Raw genomic sequence first — 20,300 nt, forward strand, 5'->3', positions numbered from 1 at the left:
ACTTGAATATGATTAAAGGGATTAATCACAAAGCATTTCATGTAGTAGATATGGAACGCTCATTAGATTTTTATTGCAATAAGCTTGGTTTTAAGAAAGCGTTTGAATTGAATCAACCAAGTGGTGAACCTTGGATTGTTTATGTGAAAGTGGTAGACGGATGTTTCATTGAATTATTTTACGGAGGTACTGAAGGTGTTAAAGACAGAGCGGAACATATCTGCTTCGAGGTAGATGATATCCAAGAAACTGCGGAGCAAATAAAGAAAAAAGGTGTCCCTCTAGAAGTAGAAATTTCTCAAGGGACGGCTTTGAACTACCAATTCTGGGTATTAGATCCCGATGGGAATTGGATTGAGTTTATGGAGATGCATCCAGATTCATTGCATATGAGAAGTGAATAAAGATATTAAGGGACTTAATACTCTAAGTATAGATCTTACATTTGGGAGGACAGAAATTTATCAGAGAATGACGCCGATGAACATCTACGCATATATGATTAAAAACATTGAAGAAAAGACCTCTTAAAAGTTCAGTGAACTTACGAAAGGCCTTCTCTAAAAGTTTATTATATAGCGTATCAAAAAAATGGAAGTTAGCAAAAAGTTAGCATTTTGCTAATAACCGATTCAAAAACCCTTTAATATCAAGGGTTTTAGGCGGTTATTACATCATGCCGCCCATATATTAACTATGTAAACATGAACAAATAAACTCTAAAAACCCTATTAAATCAATGTTTTTTTGTTCTCGCTAAATATGAAAAAGGCCAATATTAAACATAAACATGAACAAAACATGAACAATTATCTTTATCCTATTCTTTATGTGGCCCCCTTAAAATCTTGTCTATTTTTGCCTACACATTGATACAATAACTACCGAATATAAGAATAAATACTGGCTTTGTTTAAACAGATTATGGGCTTCGTCAAAGAGTATCAATTGAATAAACTTCTGCAGACGTCTTGATCATTTGCTGCAATTTCACCTAACATAATACTTTATACCTTCTTTCAAAGGCGGGCTTATTTTCCATTATATGGAAATTGGTGAACCGCTTTAAATCAACGTTTTGCCCTTTTAGGTTTCATGGGATTTTAACCGATTCTTCGCAAAGGGTATTCAAGGGGTATTCAAAAAGATATTTTAAAAAACACGCTGGCAGGCTATATACAGGAAACCTATTTGATTTCTTGTTTTTTAGGTTTCTGCTCAATTTATTATAAGAATTAGAGTGTCTACTTACTTGTGTTGCTAACCTTTGTTGCTGCTTTTAAAACAACTTCTCAAAGAAAACATTTACTGCCACAAGGTATAACACCCTGGTTTTAATCTTATTCCCCAGTAACATGCTTATGCTTCACCGGTGATGACAGCCTAATAATGGTTGAGTAATGGTTGTCCGTATCCTCAAGAGTTGCTCTATGTATGGATCCTTACTAACTACAAAAAATTAACTATAAAATTCCAGAAGCTATTTATTACTTTATACTTAATTACAATAAAAATTATAAGAGATATAAAAATTAATACATTTAGAGAAATTAATACTTTTTTTAGCATATTTAAAGTATCAGTTAATACTTTGAATGGTCTATCTAAATATGTCTTCTTTAAATTCTTAATTTCCTGTTCTTCCATTAAAGAAACTTCATTTAAAAAATATAAGAATTGCTCCTTTGTTATTGCAAATCTTTGTTTCGCTGAATTATTCATTAATACATAATATACGATGGAAAAAGCCATAAACAATAATAATAAAGAACTAAAATAGGTTATTGTTAGATTACTCATTGATCTATATAAAGTGGTTACAAATACTATTATTAAAGATAGCAAAGATGCAATTATAGTAGTATAGAGTTTATCAGTCTGCTCATATATTACCTTTGAAGCGTTCATTGCTTCTTTTAAAAGTTTATCTTTTGTCTCGAAAAAATCTTCTAAACTATCTTCTATATAATGATTATAATAGTGAGTTATTGTCTTCCAAATATTAGACAACTTCACATCCATAGAAGAAATATTTTCTTCATCGGCAATATATATAGAAAACACCTTTTTGATAATTATATATTTTTCAGTGAATCTCTTAGCAGAGATTAAAAAGTTAAATATGTCTACAAATGAATTATAATTGCTAGTAGTAAAATCCATGTTTCTTAAGATTGAAATACTTTTTTCTCCTCTAATCACAAAATTACTCTGTTCTTTTTTATCAGCAAGACAATCAAGCATTGTAAGATAAAAGAATTGCTTAATTAGATTAATGAAGTTATTTGTATTACTTTCTTCGTATTCACTTATTATGAAGGAGTATGGATTGAAATAAAAATTGTGTTTATCTCTCTTATTATTTGACAAATAGAATCTAATGTTCTCCTGAGTGATTTCGTCAATGGATATTTTTCCTACGCTATCTAAATTTACTTTTTTATTTAGAGGTACAAATAGTATGGTTCCAGTTTCAATGAAATCTATTTCAGGTATTCCAATAATTAATTTTTGATTTTTATTTGTACTATTTACGTTCTGAATAGATTTTAGAGCGCATTCTTCATCAAAAAAGTAATAATCTAAATTACCTAAATCAGTCCTTTTGTCTAACTGAATTGAAATCGATTCTATTTCTTCTATTTTTATAAATTTTCTTTCTAAATCCTCTATAATCTCTTTACAATCATCGGTAAACGGATTGCAATATATCTCAAAATTGCCTACCAAATTATTCAATTTCTTTAAAACTTGTATAGATATTTTATCTTCGGTTCTGATATCAATTAAACTCAGGCTTTCATTAATTTCCCATTTACTATCTAGATTAAAGAGTATTACCTGAAATTCTTTATATTCATTTAATACTTTTTCTACTCCCATTTCAAGTAATACCCCCTTTCAATCTGAATTTTATTTCAAAGTTCTGGCGAAGTTCAAGCTTTTATCAATTGTAATAACATCATTACCACCATTATCCTTGCTAAAGCCTATCATGGATGTTATTCCTTTATTGAAACGAAAATATAATTGATCTTTATCACCTTTATAGACTATGACATTATCTTTTCTTTCAACTGTAAAGGATGTCTGATGATCACGGTATTTGGTTAGATAGTCAGTCACAAAATCATTTGCATTATTATTTATATAAAGTTCTCTATCGGGTTGGTCTTCAGGGACATGATCTTTTAAAACATTATTTATGGCTTTATCTAATTCAATATGAGCCCCATTTGAAAAAACCTTATCAATTGAATTATAAATCAAGTTTTTGTCAACATCCGGAAGCAAACTAGTTATTTTATCCTTAGCTTCTTTAATTACTGTTCTAGTAATTATTTTATCATTTAAAATTTCTTCAGCTTGAAGAAATGTTTCAATGAAAAATCTAGCTGGCTCTCCTTCTTTCTGTTGCTTATCCATCACAAATAAATCTGTATCTATGTTATCTTTTTTATTATATCTTATGATCGCACACTTATGTACTCGGTCATTTGAATCTGGCAAAATATTTTCTAGCACTTTTACAGTTAAATCTTCATAATCAACTTGAACACCATGCTTAGGATCTAACTTAATTAGAAAAATACATTCTTCTTCACCAGTATAAACTTCGAAGACGAAGAAAGTTCCATTACTAGTGGAAGATGAGTTCTTCATTATTTTAAATAAATTTTCAGTCAATTCCTCTGAAAGCTTTAACAAACTATCGTCAGTACGATTCTCGGCAAATCTCTCTATTTTAGTTTTTACTGTTGCATCTTCATCTATAAATTTACAACTCTTAGTATTCTTCCCATTCCTAGTTTCCAGAAAATGAGTTCTAAAGAAATCATCGATTATTTCACTGCTCTTTTCTATTGGAAACAATTCCCCGGATGTTTTTGCATCCGATTCTTCTAAATTAATTGCGTTAATTGCCATTCTTCTAATAGTCATACCCGCTATCGCGGTAGTCATAAAAACCTCACCCCTAGTTGTCTTTTATCTTTATTTCGACAAATAGGGACTATTCTCCTGCTAATTTATAAAATATAGATTAATTTATCCCTAACCAATTAACTAAGGGCATATATTACCGGAAATTTCTTATAATATTTTAAATCTAGGGAGTTACATCTCTTCTCTCTGTATTTTTTCAAAAATAAAGGAATTTCCTCTCTATTTAACGAACTTTGTCTATATCAATAAAGGGGGTGTAACAATTGACTGAAGAACAAGCAGATAAGATTATAGGTTTACTTACATTAATTCATCAAGAAGTAGAATCAATAAGCTCTTCAACCTCAGGCACTGAAACATATGTAATGAACTTGGAATCTAAACTTGAGGATGTGCAGAAGGCTATAAAATAAGAAACGGTACCCGCAAGGGTGCCCCCCTGTTCGTTTTCACCGTGTTCTAACAAATGATTTAAATCACTGATAGCAGAATAAAGGGGGTGTAACAATTGACTGAAGAACAAGCAGATAAGATTATAGGTTTACTTACATTAATTCATCAAGAAGTAGAATCAATAAGCTCTTCAACCTCAGGCACTGAAACATATGTAATGAACTTGGAATCTAAACTTGAGGATGTGCAGAAGGCTATAAAATAAGAAACGGTACCCGCAAGGGTGCCCCCCTGTTCGTTTTCACCGTGTTCTAACAAATGATTTAAATCACTGATAGCAGATTAAAATAATCTAAGTAACTTTATTTTATAAAGTCACCATTTCCTAATGACTAGATACTATCATATTTGATTTTGACATTTGCATCTGAGCATCTATAACTAAGGGTTATAAATACCTAAAAATATTATATGATTGAAAAAAAGGGGGGATTCCTCCCCCCCTAAATTGCTTATATGATTAACCCTTCATTTATAAAAAACTATAAAAGGTTTTTAGGATTCAAAAATACCATTAATACTCTTCTTCCATACACTTTCCGGAATAAGCTGAAATTCAAACTTTCCTAATTTCAAGATCATGTTATCTCAACTCATCCCTCAAAGGAATAATTGCATCATCCAATATCTTTCTCCACTGTCGTTTCATCTCTGGTCCATATTTTAATGGCTTGGCATCAGGATTGACAGCTTTATACTGCTCAAAATCCCTGCTATTAATTATGTCACTAATATTTGGTATTGTATTCATCCCAACGAGATATTGAACCTTTGATAAATGCAGTGCTTCTTTGTCAACAAACCATGTATTCGCAAAGTCTACAATCGCTTTATTTTGTGCATCTGTAAAGTAAGCACGTTTGACAATGAAAATATCCTCATCTGCAGCAACTTCCTCATTATCAATCGCATTTAAAATCGCACGGTATACTTCTTTAACGATTTCTTTCTTCTCTAATTTTTGTAAGGCGTTCTCAATATCATCACGAATATTCTTATTATTGGCTGAGTAGGTTTCTAGTAACTTGTCAATATAACTTGAGTCCACATCATAAATTTTAACGGCATTTTCCCCGTAAAATTCAATATCAGAGAAATCTACTTCTTCTTCTTCACCACCATCATCTACCTCGATTAATGAACCCTTCACCGTGTTATAGATACCGACAGATTCTTCGATAATCTTCACTTGACCTTGCAACGCTTTGGAAGATTCCACATCATCGTTGTATTCGTTATATGTGACGAGTGCTTCATACGCATTATTTAACTCTTGGAATGCTTTTACAAATTCGACTCGCGTTTCAATTGGTGTATGTTCGTTGATTTCTTCAATATTTGGTGCAACGCTTTGTAACTTTTTATACGCCTTTTTGAAACGTTTCTTTGATTCCTCATACGTTGGATAAATGAGTGTCGATGCTTCATCTTCATTAGAATACACTTTCGTTGCCTCTTGGACATTGTATTCCATCGTATGTGGCTTTCGGAAAGTCACGATTAATCCCTTTTCTTTACCAGGATAGGTTCGGTTCGTTCGCGAAAAAGCTTGAATCAAATTGGCATATTCCAAATTACGATCTACAAACAAAGTCTGGACAGTCGGTGCATCAAAACCAGTCAATAAACGCTCAACAACAATAACAAGATCCACTTGTTTTCCAAACTCTTTAAACTCTGCTCTCTTACGTGCCAAGCGATTATTAATATCACCATTGTAGCGATCGATACTTTCGAGTGACCATGCAGTATCGTAATAATCGTTGTATTCTTTTATGATTTCCTTCATTTCATCTTGGTTTGCTGCTGCCTTTTCATCGTTTTCTTGTAAAGAATATGTAATCGCTATTCGCGGGAAATCTGGATCTTCCATTGTTCTTCCTGTTCGAATTGGTTGATTAGCAAACACATTCTGTAACCATTCTGGAACCTTCGTCATCTCTTTTATCGCATGATAATACCGTTTTGCCATATTAATCGAACTCGTTGTTAAAATGGCAGACTTCTGCGGACGACCATTTTCAAAATTAAATTTCATGTAGGCATTATCTGGCCTAAAAATCTTCCGAAGCACCTGCTGAATATGCTCTTTCTTTTCATAAATAGCAGGATCAAGATAGGTCTCTTGCTCAATTCCATCCATTTGGTCAATCAAACGATTTATTTCCTCATCTGTATAATCTGCGTACTTGGTAAGTACTCGCAGTTGATCAAAAATAGTATTTTCCACGGATGTTTGCTCAATTGTATTTTCATGTTCGACTTGAAAGCCTAGCACCGCACCATCTTCTAGCGCATTTTTAATCGTGTAGGTATGCAAGACATCGCCATATTGGTCACGTGTTGTCCGTGCTAAGTTCCCTTTCGCCTGCTTTTTATTGACTTCAAATATCGGTGTTCCAGTAAATCCAAACCAGGTGGAATTAGGGAAAAATCCTTTCATATCCTCCATTCCTTCGGCGCTTAAAGCACGATGACATTCATCAACAATAAAGACGATATGTTGGCCAAGTAACTTTTTAAAACGTTGTGTACCTTTCTTCTCTTCTACCTTTTCTGCATATCTAATGGCAGATTCTAGCTTTTGACGCGTCGTAATGATGACTGTATTGGTATTCGCATCCGATAGCAACGTATCACTTAATTCTCTCGCACTCCCTGTTCCGATAATTAAACTATTTGACCGTGCATTGCCAGTTGAAATTCCCGTATTATATTCCGATGCAAATTTTGTAAATTCGGAAGTTGTCTGGCTATCTAAGTCTTTCCGGTCAATGAGCATAATCGTCCGGTCTACACCCGGTTTTTTAGCGAGTAACTTTGTAGAAACAAAACTTGTTAATGTTTTACCTGAACCTGTCGCGTGCCAAATATAGCCGGACTCATGTTTACTTGCAGATTTATATAACGCTTGGATAGCATGGATTTGATACGGTTTTAAGACCATTAACACTTTATTATCTTGGTCTTCACTCACAATCGTATAATCAGCAATTAACCGGTGCGCATCGGGAATATTTAACGCTTGTTTCACAAATTCATAGAGATTCTCTATTTTTTGATTGTCTGTCGTTCGCCAGCTAAAGAGAAATTTCTTATGCATATCTTTCGGCATAGCATTGGCAAAATAGCGTGTCGTTTGTTCATTAGAAACAACGAAAAGTTGCAGCGTAGAAAAGATATTCCCACGAAACATCCCTTCTTCTGCATATTTCTTAACTTGATTAAACGCTTGAAACACACCATCTTTGGCACTCGCTTGCTTTAATTCAATTTGAACAATTGGTAAGCCATTAATTAAAAGTGTTACATCAAAACGACGATTCCGGTCTTCCTCCGTTGCTTTTTGTTTAGCAATTTGATGGACAACTTCATACCGTGAAATTCCACCGCCAATATCATGATTGGAGTACAAAACGACTGACATCGGCCCCAATTCAACATTTTCTCGTTCAATCGTAATACGAGCAATGCCATTCTCCCCTTTAAGCCATTTCGCAGCTTCAAAGGGAATTTTTGTTTTTAATAAAAGTTCTGTTTTAATCGTATCGAATTCTTTATCTGTAATCGGATGTTCACCGATTTCTGATAAGTTATTTTGCGTAATAATCTGTCGTAAATTATTCCATAAATCAGTCTCTGACTTTAGATCTGGACGATAATTCCATTGATTATATCCTTCTCCTAGCACTTCAATGAGTCTGCGTTCGACTTCGGCTTCGTTGTTGAGAGATAAAATCGCCATGATTCTCCTCCTTTCTACGTTTCTACTAATTATACGAACATTTTTTGTAAAAAAGCATTTTTGGTTTGTTTTAGGGTTTCTAGTTCTTGTTCATGTAATGCAATTGTGTTGTCTAGTTGTTTGAAGAAGTTTCCTATTTTGCTTTGTTCTTCGTTATTTGTTGGAATAAGAATTTTCATTTTCAAAAGTTCCTTTTTTGTAATACCTTTTATCGATGTTCCTTGTACATTATTTAATTCTTTTTGCAATCGATTATATAATGAATAAACACCAAACCAGCCGTTTACTTTCAAATTAACTAATGAGAGAAAATCTTGACTTGTCGTATAATTAAAATTCATTAATGCAACTTTACCAAATCCAACCCTTGTAACTATCGCAATTGAATTTTTTGGCACTAATTTAGTAGCTGAATTATTTAATCCATTTTCAGTAATTTTTTTCTTTTCAACTACGTTTGAGACTTGATGTTCTTGTAAATCCGAACTTTGAATCCACGGTATGTCCCCATTCCAGTATTCTTCAATTGAAGTTTTTGGTGTTCCCCCTCCTAACGTCTCTTCTGAAAAATTTTCAACCAAATGCTGTTGCCAATCTCCACTAAATCCCGGAAAACGAATTTCTGGCACAGACTCTCCTTCTTTTGGAAACATTTTTTGCAAGAATCCCTGTTTTGTTTGTTTGAGGGTGTCTAGTTCTTGCTCTTGTATTGCAATTATAACGTCTAATTCTTTAAAGAAATTGCCGATTTTTTCTTGTTCTATTTTTGTTGGAAAAAGTATTTTAGCTTCTTTTAAATCTGAATTGTGTATATGAACAATTGATTTTCCTTGAGCTCTCTTCATTAATTCTTTTTTTCGCTTACCATTCGAAATCGTTAATGCCAAGAACAGTGAATCTAAATCCTCTTTAGGTTTTATAATATTTAAATCTCCAGCTAGAATAATTCCAGAATCTGCTACAACTGATGCTCTAGCAATATCTTCTGAGGATTCACCAGATGATGGAACAATAACTTCACCACCTACACTCAAGACAGAATTTTCCTTTTTAGTTGCAAAAGTATCAATACTATCAATTACAGTTTCATATTTAGTGTACAATCTACCATATAAAATAATTGGATGTCCTTGATCAATTAAATCATTTTTAGTATATCCTTTACCCTTAGAGAATTCTGCTAATTTTTCTAATCTAATTTGTTCCCATTCCCCACTAAATCCATCAAATCTAATCTCTGGCACTCGCTTATTTTCCACGATTAAACACCTCTAATGCCCCTTTAATCCATTCTTCATTTTCTTTATCGAATTGTAATGAAGAAATGGTTTTATACAAGTTTGACTCTAGTTCGGCCTTTTCTTCATGAATGTCTTGAATAGTTGCCCCAAGCGCAGCCATATCAACTGGTTCTTCTTCTTCAAACGTATCAACATAGCGCGGTATGTTTAAATTAAACTCATTCTCTTGAATTTCTTCAAAAGAAGCTAAGTGCGCATACTTCTCAACGTCTTCTCGGTTTTTATATGTTTGAACAATCTTATCTATATTTTCTGTTGTTAGCTTATTTTGGTTTTTCTCTTTTGCAAACTCCTTACTCGCATCAATAAAGAACACATCTCGATTATTTCTATTTTTCTTTAAAATAATGACAGTTGTAGGAATCGATGTTCCAAAGAACAAGTTTGCTGGCATACCAATTACTGCATCAATGCTGCCATCTTCTAATAACTTCTGTCGAATTGTGCCTTCTGCCGCACCACGGAATAATACACCATGTGGTAAAACGATTGCCATTGCTCCAGAGTCTTTCAAATGATAGAATCCATGGAGGAGAAAGGAAAAATCTGCTTTAGATTTCGGTGCTAGTTTGCCATATCGATTGAAACGTGAATCATCTAAGAAAGATGCGTCAGATGACCAATTTGCTGAATATGGTGGATTCATTAAAACAGAATCAAATAAATAAGGCTCATCTGTCGGCCAATCTTTGTTTAATGTATCACCATTACGCAAACGCATATCTTCTTTGCGAACGCCATGCAAAATTAAGTTCATCTTCGCTAAGTTGTATGTAGTTGTGTTTAGTTCCTGACCATGATATTTCACGCTATCTGGGTGATTAAGATAGTTTCGTACATTAAGCATCAATGAGCCAGATCCCATTGTCGGGTCATAGACACTAAACAATTTCCGATCCTCTTGATCAATCGTAACAATTTGCGCCATCATGTCTGATACTTTGCTTGGTGTATAGAATTCTCCAGCTTTTTTTCCAGCTTCTGAAGCAAATTCACCGATTAAAAACTCATAGGCATCACCAATAACGTCACCATCGTGACCAATCACATTAATTTCATGTAGTTTCTTTAAGACCTCAGAGATCGTAATGTTTCGTTGCTGATCGTCTGACCCTAGTTTTTTTGAAGTTAAATCAACATCATCGAACAAGCCACTAAATTGGTCGTAACTCGTTGATAAATTGATAAATGCTTTATTTAAATCATTTAATTGGAACGTATTTCGTTTTGCATCCTCAGCCAACACATTAAATAAATAATCTGGCTCCATATGATGCCCTAACGCATCGACTAATGTTTCAATTAAGTCATCTTTCACATCTTCATCTGCTAATAAATCTCGATATAATGCTGCTTGTTTTTCTTGTGTGTTATATTCTTCTGGTGATTCATCTGCCAACTCTACTACTTTTACTAATAAATTATCCGATAAATACTTGTAGAAAATTAACCCCAGTAAGTAATCTTTATATTCGGATGCATCCATTTTACTGCGTAAGCTATCGGCAGCACTAAATAATTTTGAATTTAATTCAGACATCGTATTTCCTCAACCTTCTATTATTTTCTATTCCTTCAATGTTTCTTTTAATATCATAAATAGTGTTCCTTGAAATACCCACTTCTCGATGTATGTCCATCACACTATTTTTTTCTTCTAGTAATTCTACCACTCTATCATAAATAACCTTATCTTTTCCGGTAGCACCAACATGATATTTCTTCTTACCACCCCGGAACTTACCCTCTTTCTTAGCAATCTCTATACCTTCTTTTTGTGCTAACCTTATCCGTTCTCTTTCTTCATCCACCATCCAAGAGAGCAAAGTTAACACCAAATCAGAAACTAATTGCCCCAAACCTTCCAGTTCTCTATACTTCCTGGTATCAAGAATCGGCATATTCAGGACAACAATATCAATGTCTTCATCCATTAATACTTTCCATTCGTCTCGGATTTCTTGCTTGTTCCTTCCAAATCGGCTGAGATCATGAACAACCAATACATCTCCAAATCGCAGTTTAGACCGCAGTTCATTGTAAGCTGTACGTTCTTTAAAGTTTTTACCTGATTCTTTTTCTTTAATAATACGGTCACAGCCAAATGCCTTAAGTTCCTTTATCTGCCGAGCGAGGTTTTGTTTTTTTGAACTAACCCTGGCATATCCAATAATCAACTTTTCCACCCCATCCATTGAACAAGTCAGTTTGAACAAACCTATATATTGAGAGTACTACATTTTCATTTGTTTAACCAGACTGTACTCTAAAAGTACAATTGTCACTTTCGGTGTTATGTATGGCTCGTACACATGCAAAAGGATGATTTCACCACATTAAGCGTGAAATCACCCTGCAATTCCTCAGTGTTGTATGATCAATTAAATTTGCTATATTTAAATAGCTCTTTTTGTGCTTCAAGATAATTTTTGGAATTAAAAGATCCATTCTCATCAAATAGAAAGTTTCTTCCTTCTTCATCGTAATTATCTGACTCTAGATATTTTTTGACAATATCGCGGAGAGGCATGATTACACTTTTTTTCCTTTGTTCTTCCCTAATATCCAGCAAGAATAATATTAGGGAGTACGGAATTTCTACATTATTATTATTCATATTCATCACTCATTTCCTGTTATCTTCGTTGTTTGATTTAGCTTGTCTATTCTCTTGAGGAGGAAATATCCCTTGAATTAATTATAATAACGTCTTTTGCTGTTCTCCACATTAGTAAATAGTGGGTGAATTTCCGTTTTTTGTCACAATTATACTTGAGAATCCTTAACTAATCTTTTTAAACAATTGATCCACTCTTCAATTTACCTCTGTGTGTAACATCTGAATAGCCTTGAGTTTTCGTATTTGACGATCCAAATATAAATACAATAACTTTTTTAACTCAGGATAGTCCATAATCACATGAGCTTTTATTGATATCTGCTCATATGGACCACTTTATATTCTCCATTTTTTAATAACGGAAATATTAATTCCTTTTTTACCCTCCTTCCTATACATTTTCATTGCAAAATTATAAATCTCTGTTGCATATTTTATTGTCATTCTAACTTTTTCCATGATATCCTCCCTGTAGATTTTGATTTTAGAGACAACCTCGACGTTCATATTTCCCATCACAGAATTTTATATGACCGGAATTGTTTATGGACGAAAAACAGATGGTTCTCTTAGTCACAGAAAAAATGGGACTGCTACTAAAACATCGTTTGCTCATTCTCATCCTCATATGGAAACGTTTTAATTTGTTCCTACTTTGTTCCTTTTAGGGGTCAAAATGTCCCTTTTTCGCTCAAAATGTTCCTATTTTTGAGGATTTTTGCATGCATGCAAGTATCTTTTTAGGTGAAAGCGCTTTAATTACTGTCACACAAATTTCACATATTGCATGCATGCAAGTAGAATTTACAAACTTGTTCCTGCTTTGCTCGAAATGTCCCTCCAAGGTCCCTGGATTTTCACAGCAAAAAGGAACAGAAAAATGCTTTCGTATCAAGGGGTCACGCAATGTATGTCCCTCTGTTCCTACTTTTTTTAATGAAAGACTATATAAATAAATATATATAAAATGCATTACCCATATAAAAGTTTACTCGAAAAAACGAGGAACCAAGGAACTTACTCTGAATTCAGAGTATTTTTGGGTGTGAAATTTGATTGAGCTGCAGAATAATCTCGCAAGCCATTCTTCTGTGACTCTCCCGCAATGCCGTTTTAACTTCCAAAGAGCATCCCTAGAATCGTTTTTGAACTACTCACCGCTTAATTTCCAACAAGTAGGAGATTCCCGCGAACAGCGATGTATCCATCAGTTTTTGAGCAGGCTCTACCCGTAGCCCCTACAGTGAAAGCAAAATATCTTATACGTTGGACTCGACTAGCACCCTACTTTCGCTTGGTTTTTGCAACTTCGGTATGCATGGAAACAACTGAACGTTTGAAGATTTTACCTAGCAGACGATATTCCTGCTAGAACCTCATACTTCAGTTTTCAAAGAGCAATCTGCATAGATATATTATACTGTGCAACATATGTTCGACTACCACCAACTGACATTCATCTCCCACTTATTTTTTGGGGTCTCGGCTTATACAAAATTGAAGTGGGGGGGTTCTGTCGAAGAATTATATAAAAAATAAGCCTGTATCCTTTTTCATTTTTATGTATATTATAGTATATACAAACGAATGAAGGGCGTGTCAAAATGGAATCAAAGGAATATAAGGGAGTGACTCACATGTTAACAACTGCCCAAAAATGGGGAAATAGCATCGGTGTACGTATACCCCAAAAAATAGCAAAAAAGTATAACATCGTAAATGGTACAGAGTTAGAGATCAGCGAAGACAATAAATGCATTATATTAAAGCCGATTTCTAAAAAACCGACCTTAAAAGAATTAATGGCAGGAATCACAAAAGAAAACCAGCACGAAGAAATTGATTGGGGTAGGTCAGAAGGGAACGAAATTTGGTAATGACATTGGAGCAAGAAGATTTAATTTATATTAATTACAGCCCGCAATCTTGACACGAACAAAGAGGCATGCGTCCGGCAATTGTATTATCACCCAGCCTATTCAACAAAGGGAAGTTCATCACCGTTTGCCCAATCACGAAAGAGAAAAAAGGCTATCCATTTGAGGTTGAATTACCAGACAATCTCCCGGTCTATGCCGTAATCCTTACGGACCAAATAAGAACATCGGGCTGGCATTCCAGATCAGCAAATTTCAAAGGAAAAGCATCACAAGAAATCGTTAGAAAATGTTTGAGTCGGGTGCATGCTTATTTTGTCTATTGATGAACCAAACGATTGAAACGTATGCATGACAACTCCACAGATATTAACAAACACCCGAACCGATAGTCTAAAAGCTATCAGTTTTTTTGACAAAAGACACAGAACGGTTTCTTGCAGCAGACCCTTAAAGCTTGCTCCGTGGTATATGATATGCAATAAAGCTATACATCTTATCTCATATGATATATGTAAGCGGTGATATATAGTATACGCATATTATGAGTGATAACAAACGTACCGTATGTTACATGCTGTACTTATACGATATGATACACGGCGCGAAATTTTGTTATGCATCTGACGTGTCGCATCAGATGCGGATATTATGTGCAAGAATCTACGCACGAGATACATCACGGTGTGTGAGTGGGAGGGGCGGAAAATTATAAACTTGAGAATACAGAACCAGTAGCTTGTATTAAGGTTATGGCTTCTGTTTTTGCCAACAGAAAAGAATATCGACTTGAACAACCAGAGCGTTAAACCCTTGTCCTGATAACTTTTCAAGAGCATCACGCGTCTTCTGCGCGGGTCCCGCGCCCGTCGGTGGTACTTCTTGACCCGCTCGTATAACCGCTCCGGGCTTCCCACCCAGAAGTCACGCAAAAAGCTGTTAAATCAAGGGCAGCCAGTGCTTTTCAAGCGGGTCCCGCGTCGGTCGGTGGTGTTTCTTGATTCGCTCGCTGCGCTCGTATAACCGCTCCCTCCTTCCCACTCGAAAATCCCTGAGACACCATCTTACAAACAGCGCGGAGCCTTCCATCGCGCGGTGCTTTTTCCTGACTTTTTCTACTCGCACATTCGTGCGTACAAGAGCCTTTATTTTGACATATAAGCGCCTTGCTCCGTCCACGCTGTTTGACGACGTGTGACTCTCCTGAGAAGACCTTTTCTCGATGATCCGCTCCCCGTTCGGTCCGCTTCTCTAACACTTTTTTGACACCTCCCCCTACCCCTTTTTTTGAACAACTCCCCTTTCTCTCTCATTGAGATACGGCTGCTCTCCCGAGCGAAATCCCGCACCGCATCTCCGCACGAAACCCGCCCCTGATTCCATCATTTCGGGGCGGAAATCGTGCCGGAATGTGCCTCTGCCACCGTCATACGCCTTTTCCGTCCGGGACGAGGCGATGCCATTGCGAGTTGGCTTAACGGTGCGGGTTTGCCGGACGCGATTGCCACCGTGGCATCGGCATGGAACTCAATCTGTAGTTTCGCACCGGATTTCGACCCGACTAACTCGTCATACGCTCAACTCGGAATATCGGACCCGACTAATTCGGCGAATGTTGATATGGCGGGCTTAAATCGGGGTGGAATACGTCGGTTAGTCGGGACGTATTTCGAACCGAAGTGGTATCACGCCTGTCACACCATGGTTTTTAGACGGTATAATTGTATGGACTGACATCCCGGGACGTATCAACGGAAGAGCATAAGAACCCCGTATGACATTCCGCTTCGCTCCATGTCAGTCAGCATAGCTGACCGGGTTTCTTACTGCGATTTATGAACGCTCACGCGTCCATAAATCTTGCCCTTCCACTTCGTTGCAGGGTGCTCATTCGAAAACGCCTCGTCGTTTTCTATTTATCGAAGTACAAGTACCACTCCGCTTCCGCACCGACATATATGTCGGTACTCCCGCTGCGTAAATAAATGGCGAAAACCTGTGTGTATATGTTCAGGCTTACGCCCGAATGATTATCAAACTGTCCTTTGATAATCTGTACACACACCGCCATTTATCTGTACACACACCTGTCTGAAATACCGGACAGAAATGCTTGCACATTTCCGTCTAAAAGAGCCTTTTTCGGTGTGCTATTAAACTTTATCTCTACGAATGCAAGAAATGTCGTTATCAATCCACTGTTACGGTTGGAACTGTTTTGGAGAAATCACGTACAAATCTTACAAAATGGTTTCTAGCTATTTATTTAATTGCCCATGATAAAAGAGGTATTTCTGCTTACAGAATATCGGAAGAAATTGAAGTGACTTATAAAACTGACTGGCTTATGCTTCTTAAAATCCGAAAGGCTATGAGAAAACGTGATGCAGAATATACGCTAGCTGGAATAGTAGAGCTTGATGATACCTTTTTTGGTGCACCTTCTGAAGTTGAAAAGCGCGGTCGTGGCACCGAAAATTACCCTAATACCAAAAAAATAATATTCTGCTGGCTTAATTTCCAAGAGTATTGGAAATGACTGGGTCAGAGGTGAAGATTATGACTAAGATTACCCAAGAGAAATTTAACCGATTATCCCCAAAGGAAATTCGAGAATGGAACGGAATAGGAGTTGTAGCACGGATTATTCGATATTTACAAGATGGGCAATTTAACCATCGTAAAGATGCTTTAAAAACCGTGAATTATTGGTTAAAAAATTTTAAATTAACAAACCAAAATTTGAATGATATTTGTTGGGTTATTCCGTTCTTAATTGAACAATTTCCTACTGAAAAGAAGGTCATTCGATATGAAATAGCCGTTACCTTATACACTTTTTTGCGTAATAAAGTAATGTACGATGCTGAAACAATAGAATTAATAACCACCCTTTTAAAACAGGAAAAAGTTAAAAAAGTAAAATTAAAGTTGGAGTGGGTAACAGACTGGCATGAAACGTTAAAACTATCGAAGTATTTTACTAAAGATTATTATTTCTTCCGATTAAAAGACAAATCAAACCGATCCATAATAATAGATAGCAGTTTTTATCAAGATTCGCTACCTTTTAAGCCAAGGAGAAGAGAGAAGGTAAAACCTGATCATGTTATGTGTGTGTATTTCCTTCAAGAGAAAGATAAGGGTTTTATTAAGATTGGAAAAACTAAGAACTTAAAAACCAAAATATTCTTTCCTTTTAAAATGCCTTTTGAATGGGAAGTTATTCATACGATCAAAAGTTCAAATGTAGATTCGTTGGAAACATTTTTCCATAAGAAATATCAGCATAAGTTAATAAACGGGGAATGGTTTCATTTGAGTGCAGAGAATATTAAAGAAATTAAAAATTTTAAAACAACAAAATCTTCTCTGAAGTAAAGAGTGTCTTTGAATAACTTGGATAAGTAAAACACGGAATTGGTAGTCTTTTAACGACCAGTTCTATTATGTACAACAGAACATACGAGGTGTTTCATTCTGTGCGTCCTTCAATATTCTGTTGCACACATCAATAAATTTGTACACACGCCTATCTGAAATACGGACCTGAGTGCGCCAGCTTACACCCATCAGGAATTCTTTCCAATGTACACAAAACACCGAAATACTGTAGCCCTATAAAAAAGTTTGATCATTTCTGTGATCTTTATTTAATTAAAGCGTATTATTCTGGAATAACTAAGATATGTCTCACTCCTAAAATCACTTAATGGTTCTTACGCTAAAGCACCAGATTGTTGAATCAAGGATTAAGTGCTTATATCTTTTTGTCTATTCATAAACACTCTAATCAATTCGTTAATAATTACTAATACTAAAAATACAATTCCAACAGAATAAAAGTAATTTAATTTATCAATTGATTTAAAGTCCCAAAAGCTAAATCCAAATGAATATGGCATAGGAGGGTCAAGCGGTGGTATGCCTTGTTTTAAAAAGGGAATAGGAAACCCTAATTCCATAATATAATTTTCTTCTCTTAAATTTGATAATTCCTCATGCGATTGAACTGATTTACTATCCAATAATGGCGTTATACCAACTAATACAAATGAAAGCAGTCCTAACAGAACAATGCTTAGTATTCTTTTTTTTATTTAAAACACCCCCTAAGAACTAATATCTTATTGAACTATACGCCACTTTAACACAATAGGAGCTGCCGCATCGACAACTCCCTGTTAAACTATCGCACCAGTTTCTTTAATAAGCTAAAAACTCCTATTGGTTGTTATTATGGAATTAAACCTAAGTTACATCTATTTACTTTTTAACTTTTTCCAGTTCTTCTTCTAATCGTTCAATTCTTTCCTTTAACTCTCTTTTAGACTCATTTTTAGATTGCGTGTATTTTACTATGAGGAATATCCCAACAATAACAGCAATAAAAATTATCAAATTCAATATTATTATAATTATGGGCATAAAATCTGCCATTGTGATTTCTCCTCCTTTCATTTTTAGCTCTAAATTCATTGATTTTTATTATTAAATATAACTGCCAGATAGATCAACAGCCTTTCATTTAACATTAACATAATATTCCTAACATTATTAGAAAAAGAAAAGACAATCAAATTCTGATTGTCTTTTTCGACTCTTGCACCAAGTTAACGCACTAAGAAACGAGCTTCTATTAGCTGGTTTTGTTTACGTACAGTATCTCACTAGTTACTTTTCGGGAGACGTACTTTTTAATTTCCAAAGCCTACGTAAACCATAAATTAAACAAATAAATGCAAGCAATAAAATCATTTTCGGAATAAGTGATAAGGATGCTACTAATTCTCCAATAGTCATTCCCATCATCGGTTTCTTATTTTCGGCTATTAGCTTATCAACATAATCTTGTATTAAAGGTGGTGCGACGAATGAATAAATTTCATGTATGATTAGTAGTAGAAAAAAATATACACCAGCATTAAATGAGTGAATTTTACTATTCCAAAGCCCGATTACAAATAATATTATCATTAAAATGGATATCATAATCCCAGCAATTCCGATAATATAACCTATCAATACATCACCCCTCTATATTCAATAATCCTGCCAAATAGCACAGTAAAAGGCGATTGCTCTTATTGTGCTATCGCACCAGTTAGTTGAAGAACAATTGTCTTCATTATCACAAGGAAGGAAATGTTAATTCCTTGTATTTTTCAATTTTCTCTTTTTATGTTCCATACTCCATTCGTGCATTGAATCTAAAATCTGCTTCAATGTCATTCCATACTCTGTTATAGAATATTGTGCCTTCCGACATTAGATACAATAAGATGATAGGTTTCCATTTCCCAACCAAGATGGAAAGAGCATCGTGTACTTTACAATATTCAGGTTTAATTTTCATCTTTACCTCCAATAGTATCCTTTTACATACTATATATCTTAAAAGTGCATACTTATATTATTGATTTTAATGGTTTATTATGATTATATAAAGGGGGCAAATAATATGAATACCGAAAATATTAAACGTCGTGAAATAAAAAAAGTATGGACAGTAACCGAACAAAAAATAAGCAATATTCATACCGCAAGTCCTATCCTTGCGCCTGGCAACTGGGTAGATTATGATCCGTTCTTATTACTAATGGAAGATAGATTTCAAAAAGGTGCATTTAGTGAGCATCCTCATCGTGGTATAGAGACCTTAACATTTATCATTGACGGAAGGCTTAATCATTATGACAATGCTACCGGAGCAGGTGGAATTCTAGAAAAAGGAGACTTTCAATTTATGACTGCCGGTAGAGGAGTGATCCATAATGAATCACCACTTGACGGTGAAACAGTTCATCTTCTTCAGCTTTGGGTTAATTTACCTCGTAAATATAAAATGGTAAAACCCCGTTATCAAAATATGCACGCAAAAGATATGCCTGTTCGTCAAGATAACGGTGCCTTAATTCGAGTATATTCAGGTTCGTCTGGAGATATTGTATCGAACACCCTGAATTACGCACCTGTCACATTTGTAGAAATGGTGTTGGACGAAGGAGCATCCATTAGTCAAGACCTTCCTGGTACCTATAATGGCTATATTTATGTATTAGAAGGAAATGGAACATTTGGTGAAAATAAAGTTGAGGCGAAAAAAGGGCAAGCAATGTGGCTAGGTTCCGCAAATGATGGGGAAATGAGCAGTATTCACATTTCTGCAAACGAAAAATTACGACTTGTTCTTTTTGCAGGTGACCCTCTCAGAGAACCTATTGTAGCACACGGACCTTTCGTAATGAATTCAGAAGAAGAAATACGACAGGCTTATCGGGATTATCAGGAGGGTAAATTCGAAACTTTAGAAGAATAAGGAGTTTACGGTCTGAATTTGATCAACTCATTGAAATTGT

18 protein-coding genes and 2 pseudogenes are annotated in these 20,300 nt (G+C 35.0%); 8 read left to right on the top strand and 12 right to left on the bottom strand.

From position 1 onward, the window contains the following. The first annotated feature begins 8 nt into the window (after positions 1–8). Positions 9–404: a VOC family protein gene (locus ACHABU_RS08880; protein ID WP_435764481.1), complete on the top strand. Its 396-nt coding sequence runs from the start codon at positions 9–11 to the stop codon at positions 402–404. 1,045 nt (positions 405–1,449) lie between these two features. Here ACHABU_RS08880 and ACHABU_RS08885 read toward each other — a convergent pair. Together ACHABU_RS08885 and ACHABU_RS08890 are read right to left on the bottom strand one after the other, a co-directional pair. Further along, the gene (locus ACHABU_RS08885; protein ID WP_435764482.1) at positions 1,450–2,883 is read right to left on the bottom strand and encodes a hypothetical protein; all 1,434 of its coding nucleotides are present in this window, start codon (positions 2,881–2,883) and stop codon (positions 1,450–1,452) included. A 30-nt stretch (positions 2,884–2,913) separates the two neighbouring features. Beyond that, positions 2,914–3,963, bottom strand: a complete 1,050-nt coding sequence (locus ACHABU_RS08890; protein WP_435764483.1) for a nucleoid-associated protein — start codon at positions 3,961–3,963, stop codon at positions 2,914–2,916. Positions 3,964–4,208: 245 nt separating this feature from the next. On the opposite strand from ACHABU_RS08890, the gene ACHABU_RS08895 reads away from it, so the two are divergent. After that, on the top strand, positions 4,209–4,358 hold the full coding sequence (locus ACHABU_RS08895; protein WP_435764484.1) for a hypothetical protein: 150 nt from the start codon (positions 4,209–4,211) through the stop codon (positions 4,356–4,358). A 95-nt stretch (positions 4,359–4,453) separates the two neighbouring features. Then, on the top strand, positions 4,454–4,603 hold the full coding sequence (locus tag ACHABU_RS08900; protein WP_435764484.1) for a hypothetical protein: 150 nt from the start codon (positions 4,454–4,456) through the stop codon (positions 4,601–4,603). 378 nt (positions 4,604–4,981) lie between these two features. Here the strand turns inward: ACHABU_RS08900 and ACHABU_RS08905 are convergent, their stop codons facing one another. The 6 genes from ACHABU_RS08905 to ACHABU_RS08930 form a co-directional block, all read right to left on the bottom strand. Then, positions 4,982–8,143, bottom strand: coding sequence for a type I restriction endonuclease subunit R (locus ACHABU_RS08905; RefSeq protein ID WP_435764485.1), 3,162 nt, complete (start codon positions 8,141–8,143; stop codon positions 4,982–4,984). A gap of 29 nt (positions 8,144–8,172) precedes the next feature. Continuing rightward, positions 8,173–9,402: a restriction endonuclease subunit S gene (locus tag ACHABU_RS08910; RefSeq protein ID WP_435764486.1), complete on the bottom strand. Its 1,230-nt coding sequence runs from the start codon at positions 9,400–9,402 to the stop codon at positions 8,173–8,175. Then, positions 9,392–10,984, bottom strand: a complete 1,593-nt coding sequence (locus tag ACHABU_RS08915; RefSeq protein ID WP_435764487.1) for a type I restriction-modification system subunit M — start codon at positions 10,982–10,984, stop codon at positions 9,392–9,394. Before ACHABU_RS08915 ends, ACHABU_RS08910 begins: the two co-directional genes overlap by 11 nt. After that, complete coding sequence (locus tag ACHABU_RS08920) at positions 10,977–11,621, bottom strand: recombinase family protein (protein WP_435764488.1); 645 nt, start codon at positions 11,619–11,621, stop codon at positions 10,977–10,979. Before ACHABU_RS08920 ends, ACHABU_RS08915 begins: the two co-directional genes overlap by 8 nt. A gap of 200 nt (positions 11,622–11,821) precedes the next feature. Continuing rightward, on the bottom strand, positions 11,822–12,061 hold the full coding sequence (locus ACHABU_RS08925) for a hypothetical protein (RefSeq protein ID WP_435764489.1): 240 nt from the start codon (positions 12,059–12,061) through the stop codon (positions 11,822–11,824). 339 nt (positions 12,062–12,400) lie between these two features. Beyond that, positions 12,401–12,523 (bottom strand): hypothetical protein, encoded by a 123-nt coding sequence (locus tag ACHABU_RS08930; protein WP_435764490.1) that lies wholly within the window; start codon positions 12,521–12,523, stop codon positions 12,401–12,403. 1,145 nt (positions 12,524–13,668) lie between these two features. On the opposite strand from ACHABU_RS08930, the gene ACHABU_RS08935 reads away from it, so the two are divergent. The 4 genes and pseudogenes from ACHABU_RS08935 (at position 13,669) to ACHABU_RS08950 (ending at position 17,322) form a co-directional block, all read left to right on the top strand. After that, entirely contained in the window at positions 13,669–13,941 is a 273-nt protein-coding gene (locus tag ACHABU_RS08935; protein WP_435764491.1) for an AbrB/MazE/SpoVT family DNA-binding domain-containing protein, read from the top strand. A gap of 65 nt (positions 13,942–14,006) precedes the next feature. Then, positions 14,007–14,267, top strand: a pseudogene (locus ACHABU_RS08940) (type II toxin-antitoxin system PemK/MazF family toxin); the annotation flags it as partial. Between the two features lie 1,838 nt (positions 14,268–16,105). Further along, positions 16,106–16,426: pseudogene (locus ACHABU_RS08945) on the top strand (IS1595 family transposase); the annotation flags it as partial. Between the two features lie 74 nt (positions 16,427–16,500). Next, complete coding sequence (locus ACHABU_RS08950; RefSeq protein ID WP_435764566.1) at positions 16,501–17,322, top strand: GIY-YIG nuclease family protein; 822 nt, start codon at positions 16,501–16,503, stop codon at positions 17,320–17,322. Between the two features lie 371 nt (positions 17,323–17,693). Here ACHABU_RS08950 and ACHABU_RS08955 read toward each other — a convergent pair whose 3' ends face one another. The 4 genes from ACHABU_RS08955 to ACHABU_RS08970 all read right to left on the bottom strand — a co-directional run bounded on the left by ACHABU_RS08955 (position 17,694) and on the right by ACHABU_RS08970 (position 19,173). Beyond that, complete coding sequence (locus ACHABU_RS08955) at positions 17,694–17,969, bottom strand: hypothetical protein (RefSeq protein ID WP_435764492.1); 276 nt, start codon at positions 17,967–17,969, stop codon at positions 17,694–17,696. A 238-nt stretch (positions 17,970–18,207) separates the two neighbouring features. Beyond that, the gene (locus tag ACHABU_RS08960; RefSeq protein ID WP_435764493.1) at positions 18,208–18,381 is read right to left on the bottom strand and encodes a Vpu; all 174 of its coding nucleotides are present in this window, start codon (positions 18,379–18,381) and stop codon (positions 18,208–18,210) included. 234 nt (positions 18,382–18,615) lie between these two features. Beyond that, positions 18,616–18,966 carry a hypothetical protein gene (locus ACHABU_RS08965; protein ID WP_435764494.1) on the bottom strand — a complete coding sequence of 117 codons (351 nt, stop codon included), beginning with the start codon at positions 18,964–18,966 and terminating at the stop codon, positions 18,616–18,618. Positions 18,967–19,089: 123 nt separating this feature from the next. Next, positions 19,090–19,173 carry a hypothetical protein gene (locus tag ACHABU_RS08970; protein WP_435764567.1) on the bottom strand — a complete coding sequence of 28 codons (84 nt, stop codon included), beginning with the start codon at positions 19,171–19,173 and terminating at the stop codon, positions 19,090–19,092. Between the two features lie 229 nt (positions 19,174–19,402). Here ACHABU_RS08970 and ACHABU_RS08975 point away from each other — a divergent pair, with 229 nt between their 5' ends. After that, positions 19,403–20,260 carry a pirin family protein gene (locus tag ACHABU_RS08975; protein WP_435764495.1) on the top strand — a complete coding sequence of 286 codons (858 nt, stop codon included), beginning with the start codon at positions 19,403–19,405 and terminating at the stop codon, positions 20,258–20,260. Positions 20,261–20,300 lie beyond the last annotated feature (40 nt).

Source organism: Oceanobacillus sp. CF4.6, from assembly GCF_051262635.1.
Classification (GTDB): Bacteria; Bacillota; Bacilli; order Bacillales; family Amphibacillaceae; genus Oceanobacillus.

Bases quoted from the DNA above. Each gene is read 5' to 3' on its own strand.
- ACHABU_RS08960 (WP_435764493.1), bottom strand. From the start codon at position 18,381: ATGGCAGATTTTATGCCCATAATTATAATAATATTGAATTTGATAATT.
- ACHABU_RS08915 (WP_435764487.1), bottom strand. From the start codon at position 10,984: ATGTCTGAATTAAATTCAAAATTATTTAGTGCTGCCGATAGCTTACGC.
- ACHABU_RS08950 (WP_435764566.1), top strand. From the start codon at position 16,501: ATGACTAAGATTACCCAAGAGAAATTTAACCGATTATCCCCAAAGGAA.
- ACHABU_RS08975 (WP_435764495.1), top strand. From the start codon at position 19,403: ATGAATACCGAAAATATTAAACGTCGTGAAATAAAAAAAGTATGGACA.
- ACHABU_RS08890 (WP_435764483.1), bottom strand. From the start codon at position 3,963: ATGACTACCGCGATAGCGGGTATGACTATTAGAAGAATGGCAATTAAC.
- ACHABU_RS08970 (WP_435764567.1), bottom strand. From the start codon at position 19,173: ATGACATTGAAGCAGATTTTAGATTCAATGCACGAATGGAGTATGGAA.
- ACHABU_RS08925 (WP_435764489.1), bottom strand. From the start codon at position 12,061: ATGAATAATAATAATGTAGAAATTCCGTACTCCCTAATATTATTCTTG.
- ACHABU_RS08930 (WP_435764490.1), bottom strand. From the start codon at position 12,523: ATGGAAAAAGTTAGAATGACAATAAAATATGCAACAGAGATTTATAAT.
- ACHABU_RS08905 (WP_435764485.1), bottom strand. From the start codon at position 8,143: ATGGCGATTTTATCTCTCAACAACGAAGCCGAAGTCGAACGCAGACTC.
- ACHABU_RS08880 (WP_435764481.1), top strand. From the start codon at position 9: ATGATTAAAGGGATTAATCACAAAGCATTTCATGTAGTAGATATGGAA.
- ACHABU_RS08935 (WP_435764491.1), top strand. From the start codon at position 13,669: ATGGAATCAAAGGAATATAAGGGAGTGACTCACATGTTAACAACTGCC.
- ACHABU_RS08885 (WP_435764482.1), bottom strand. From the start codon at position 2,883: ATGGGAGTAGAAAAAGTATTAAATGAATATAAAGAATTTCAGGTAATA.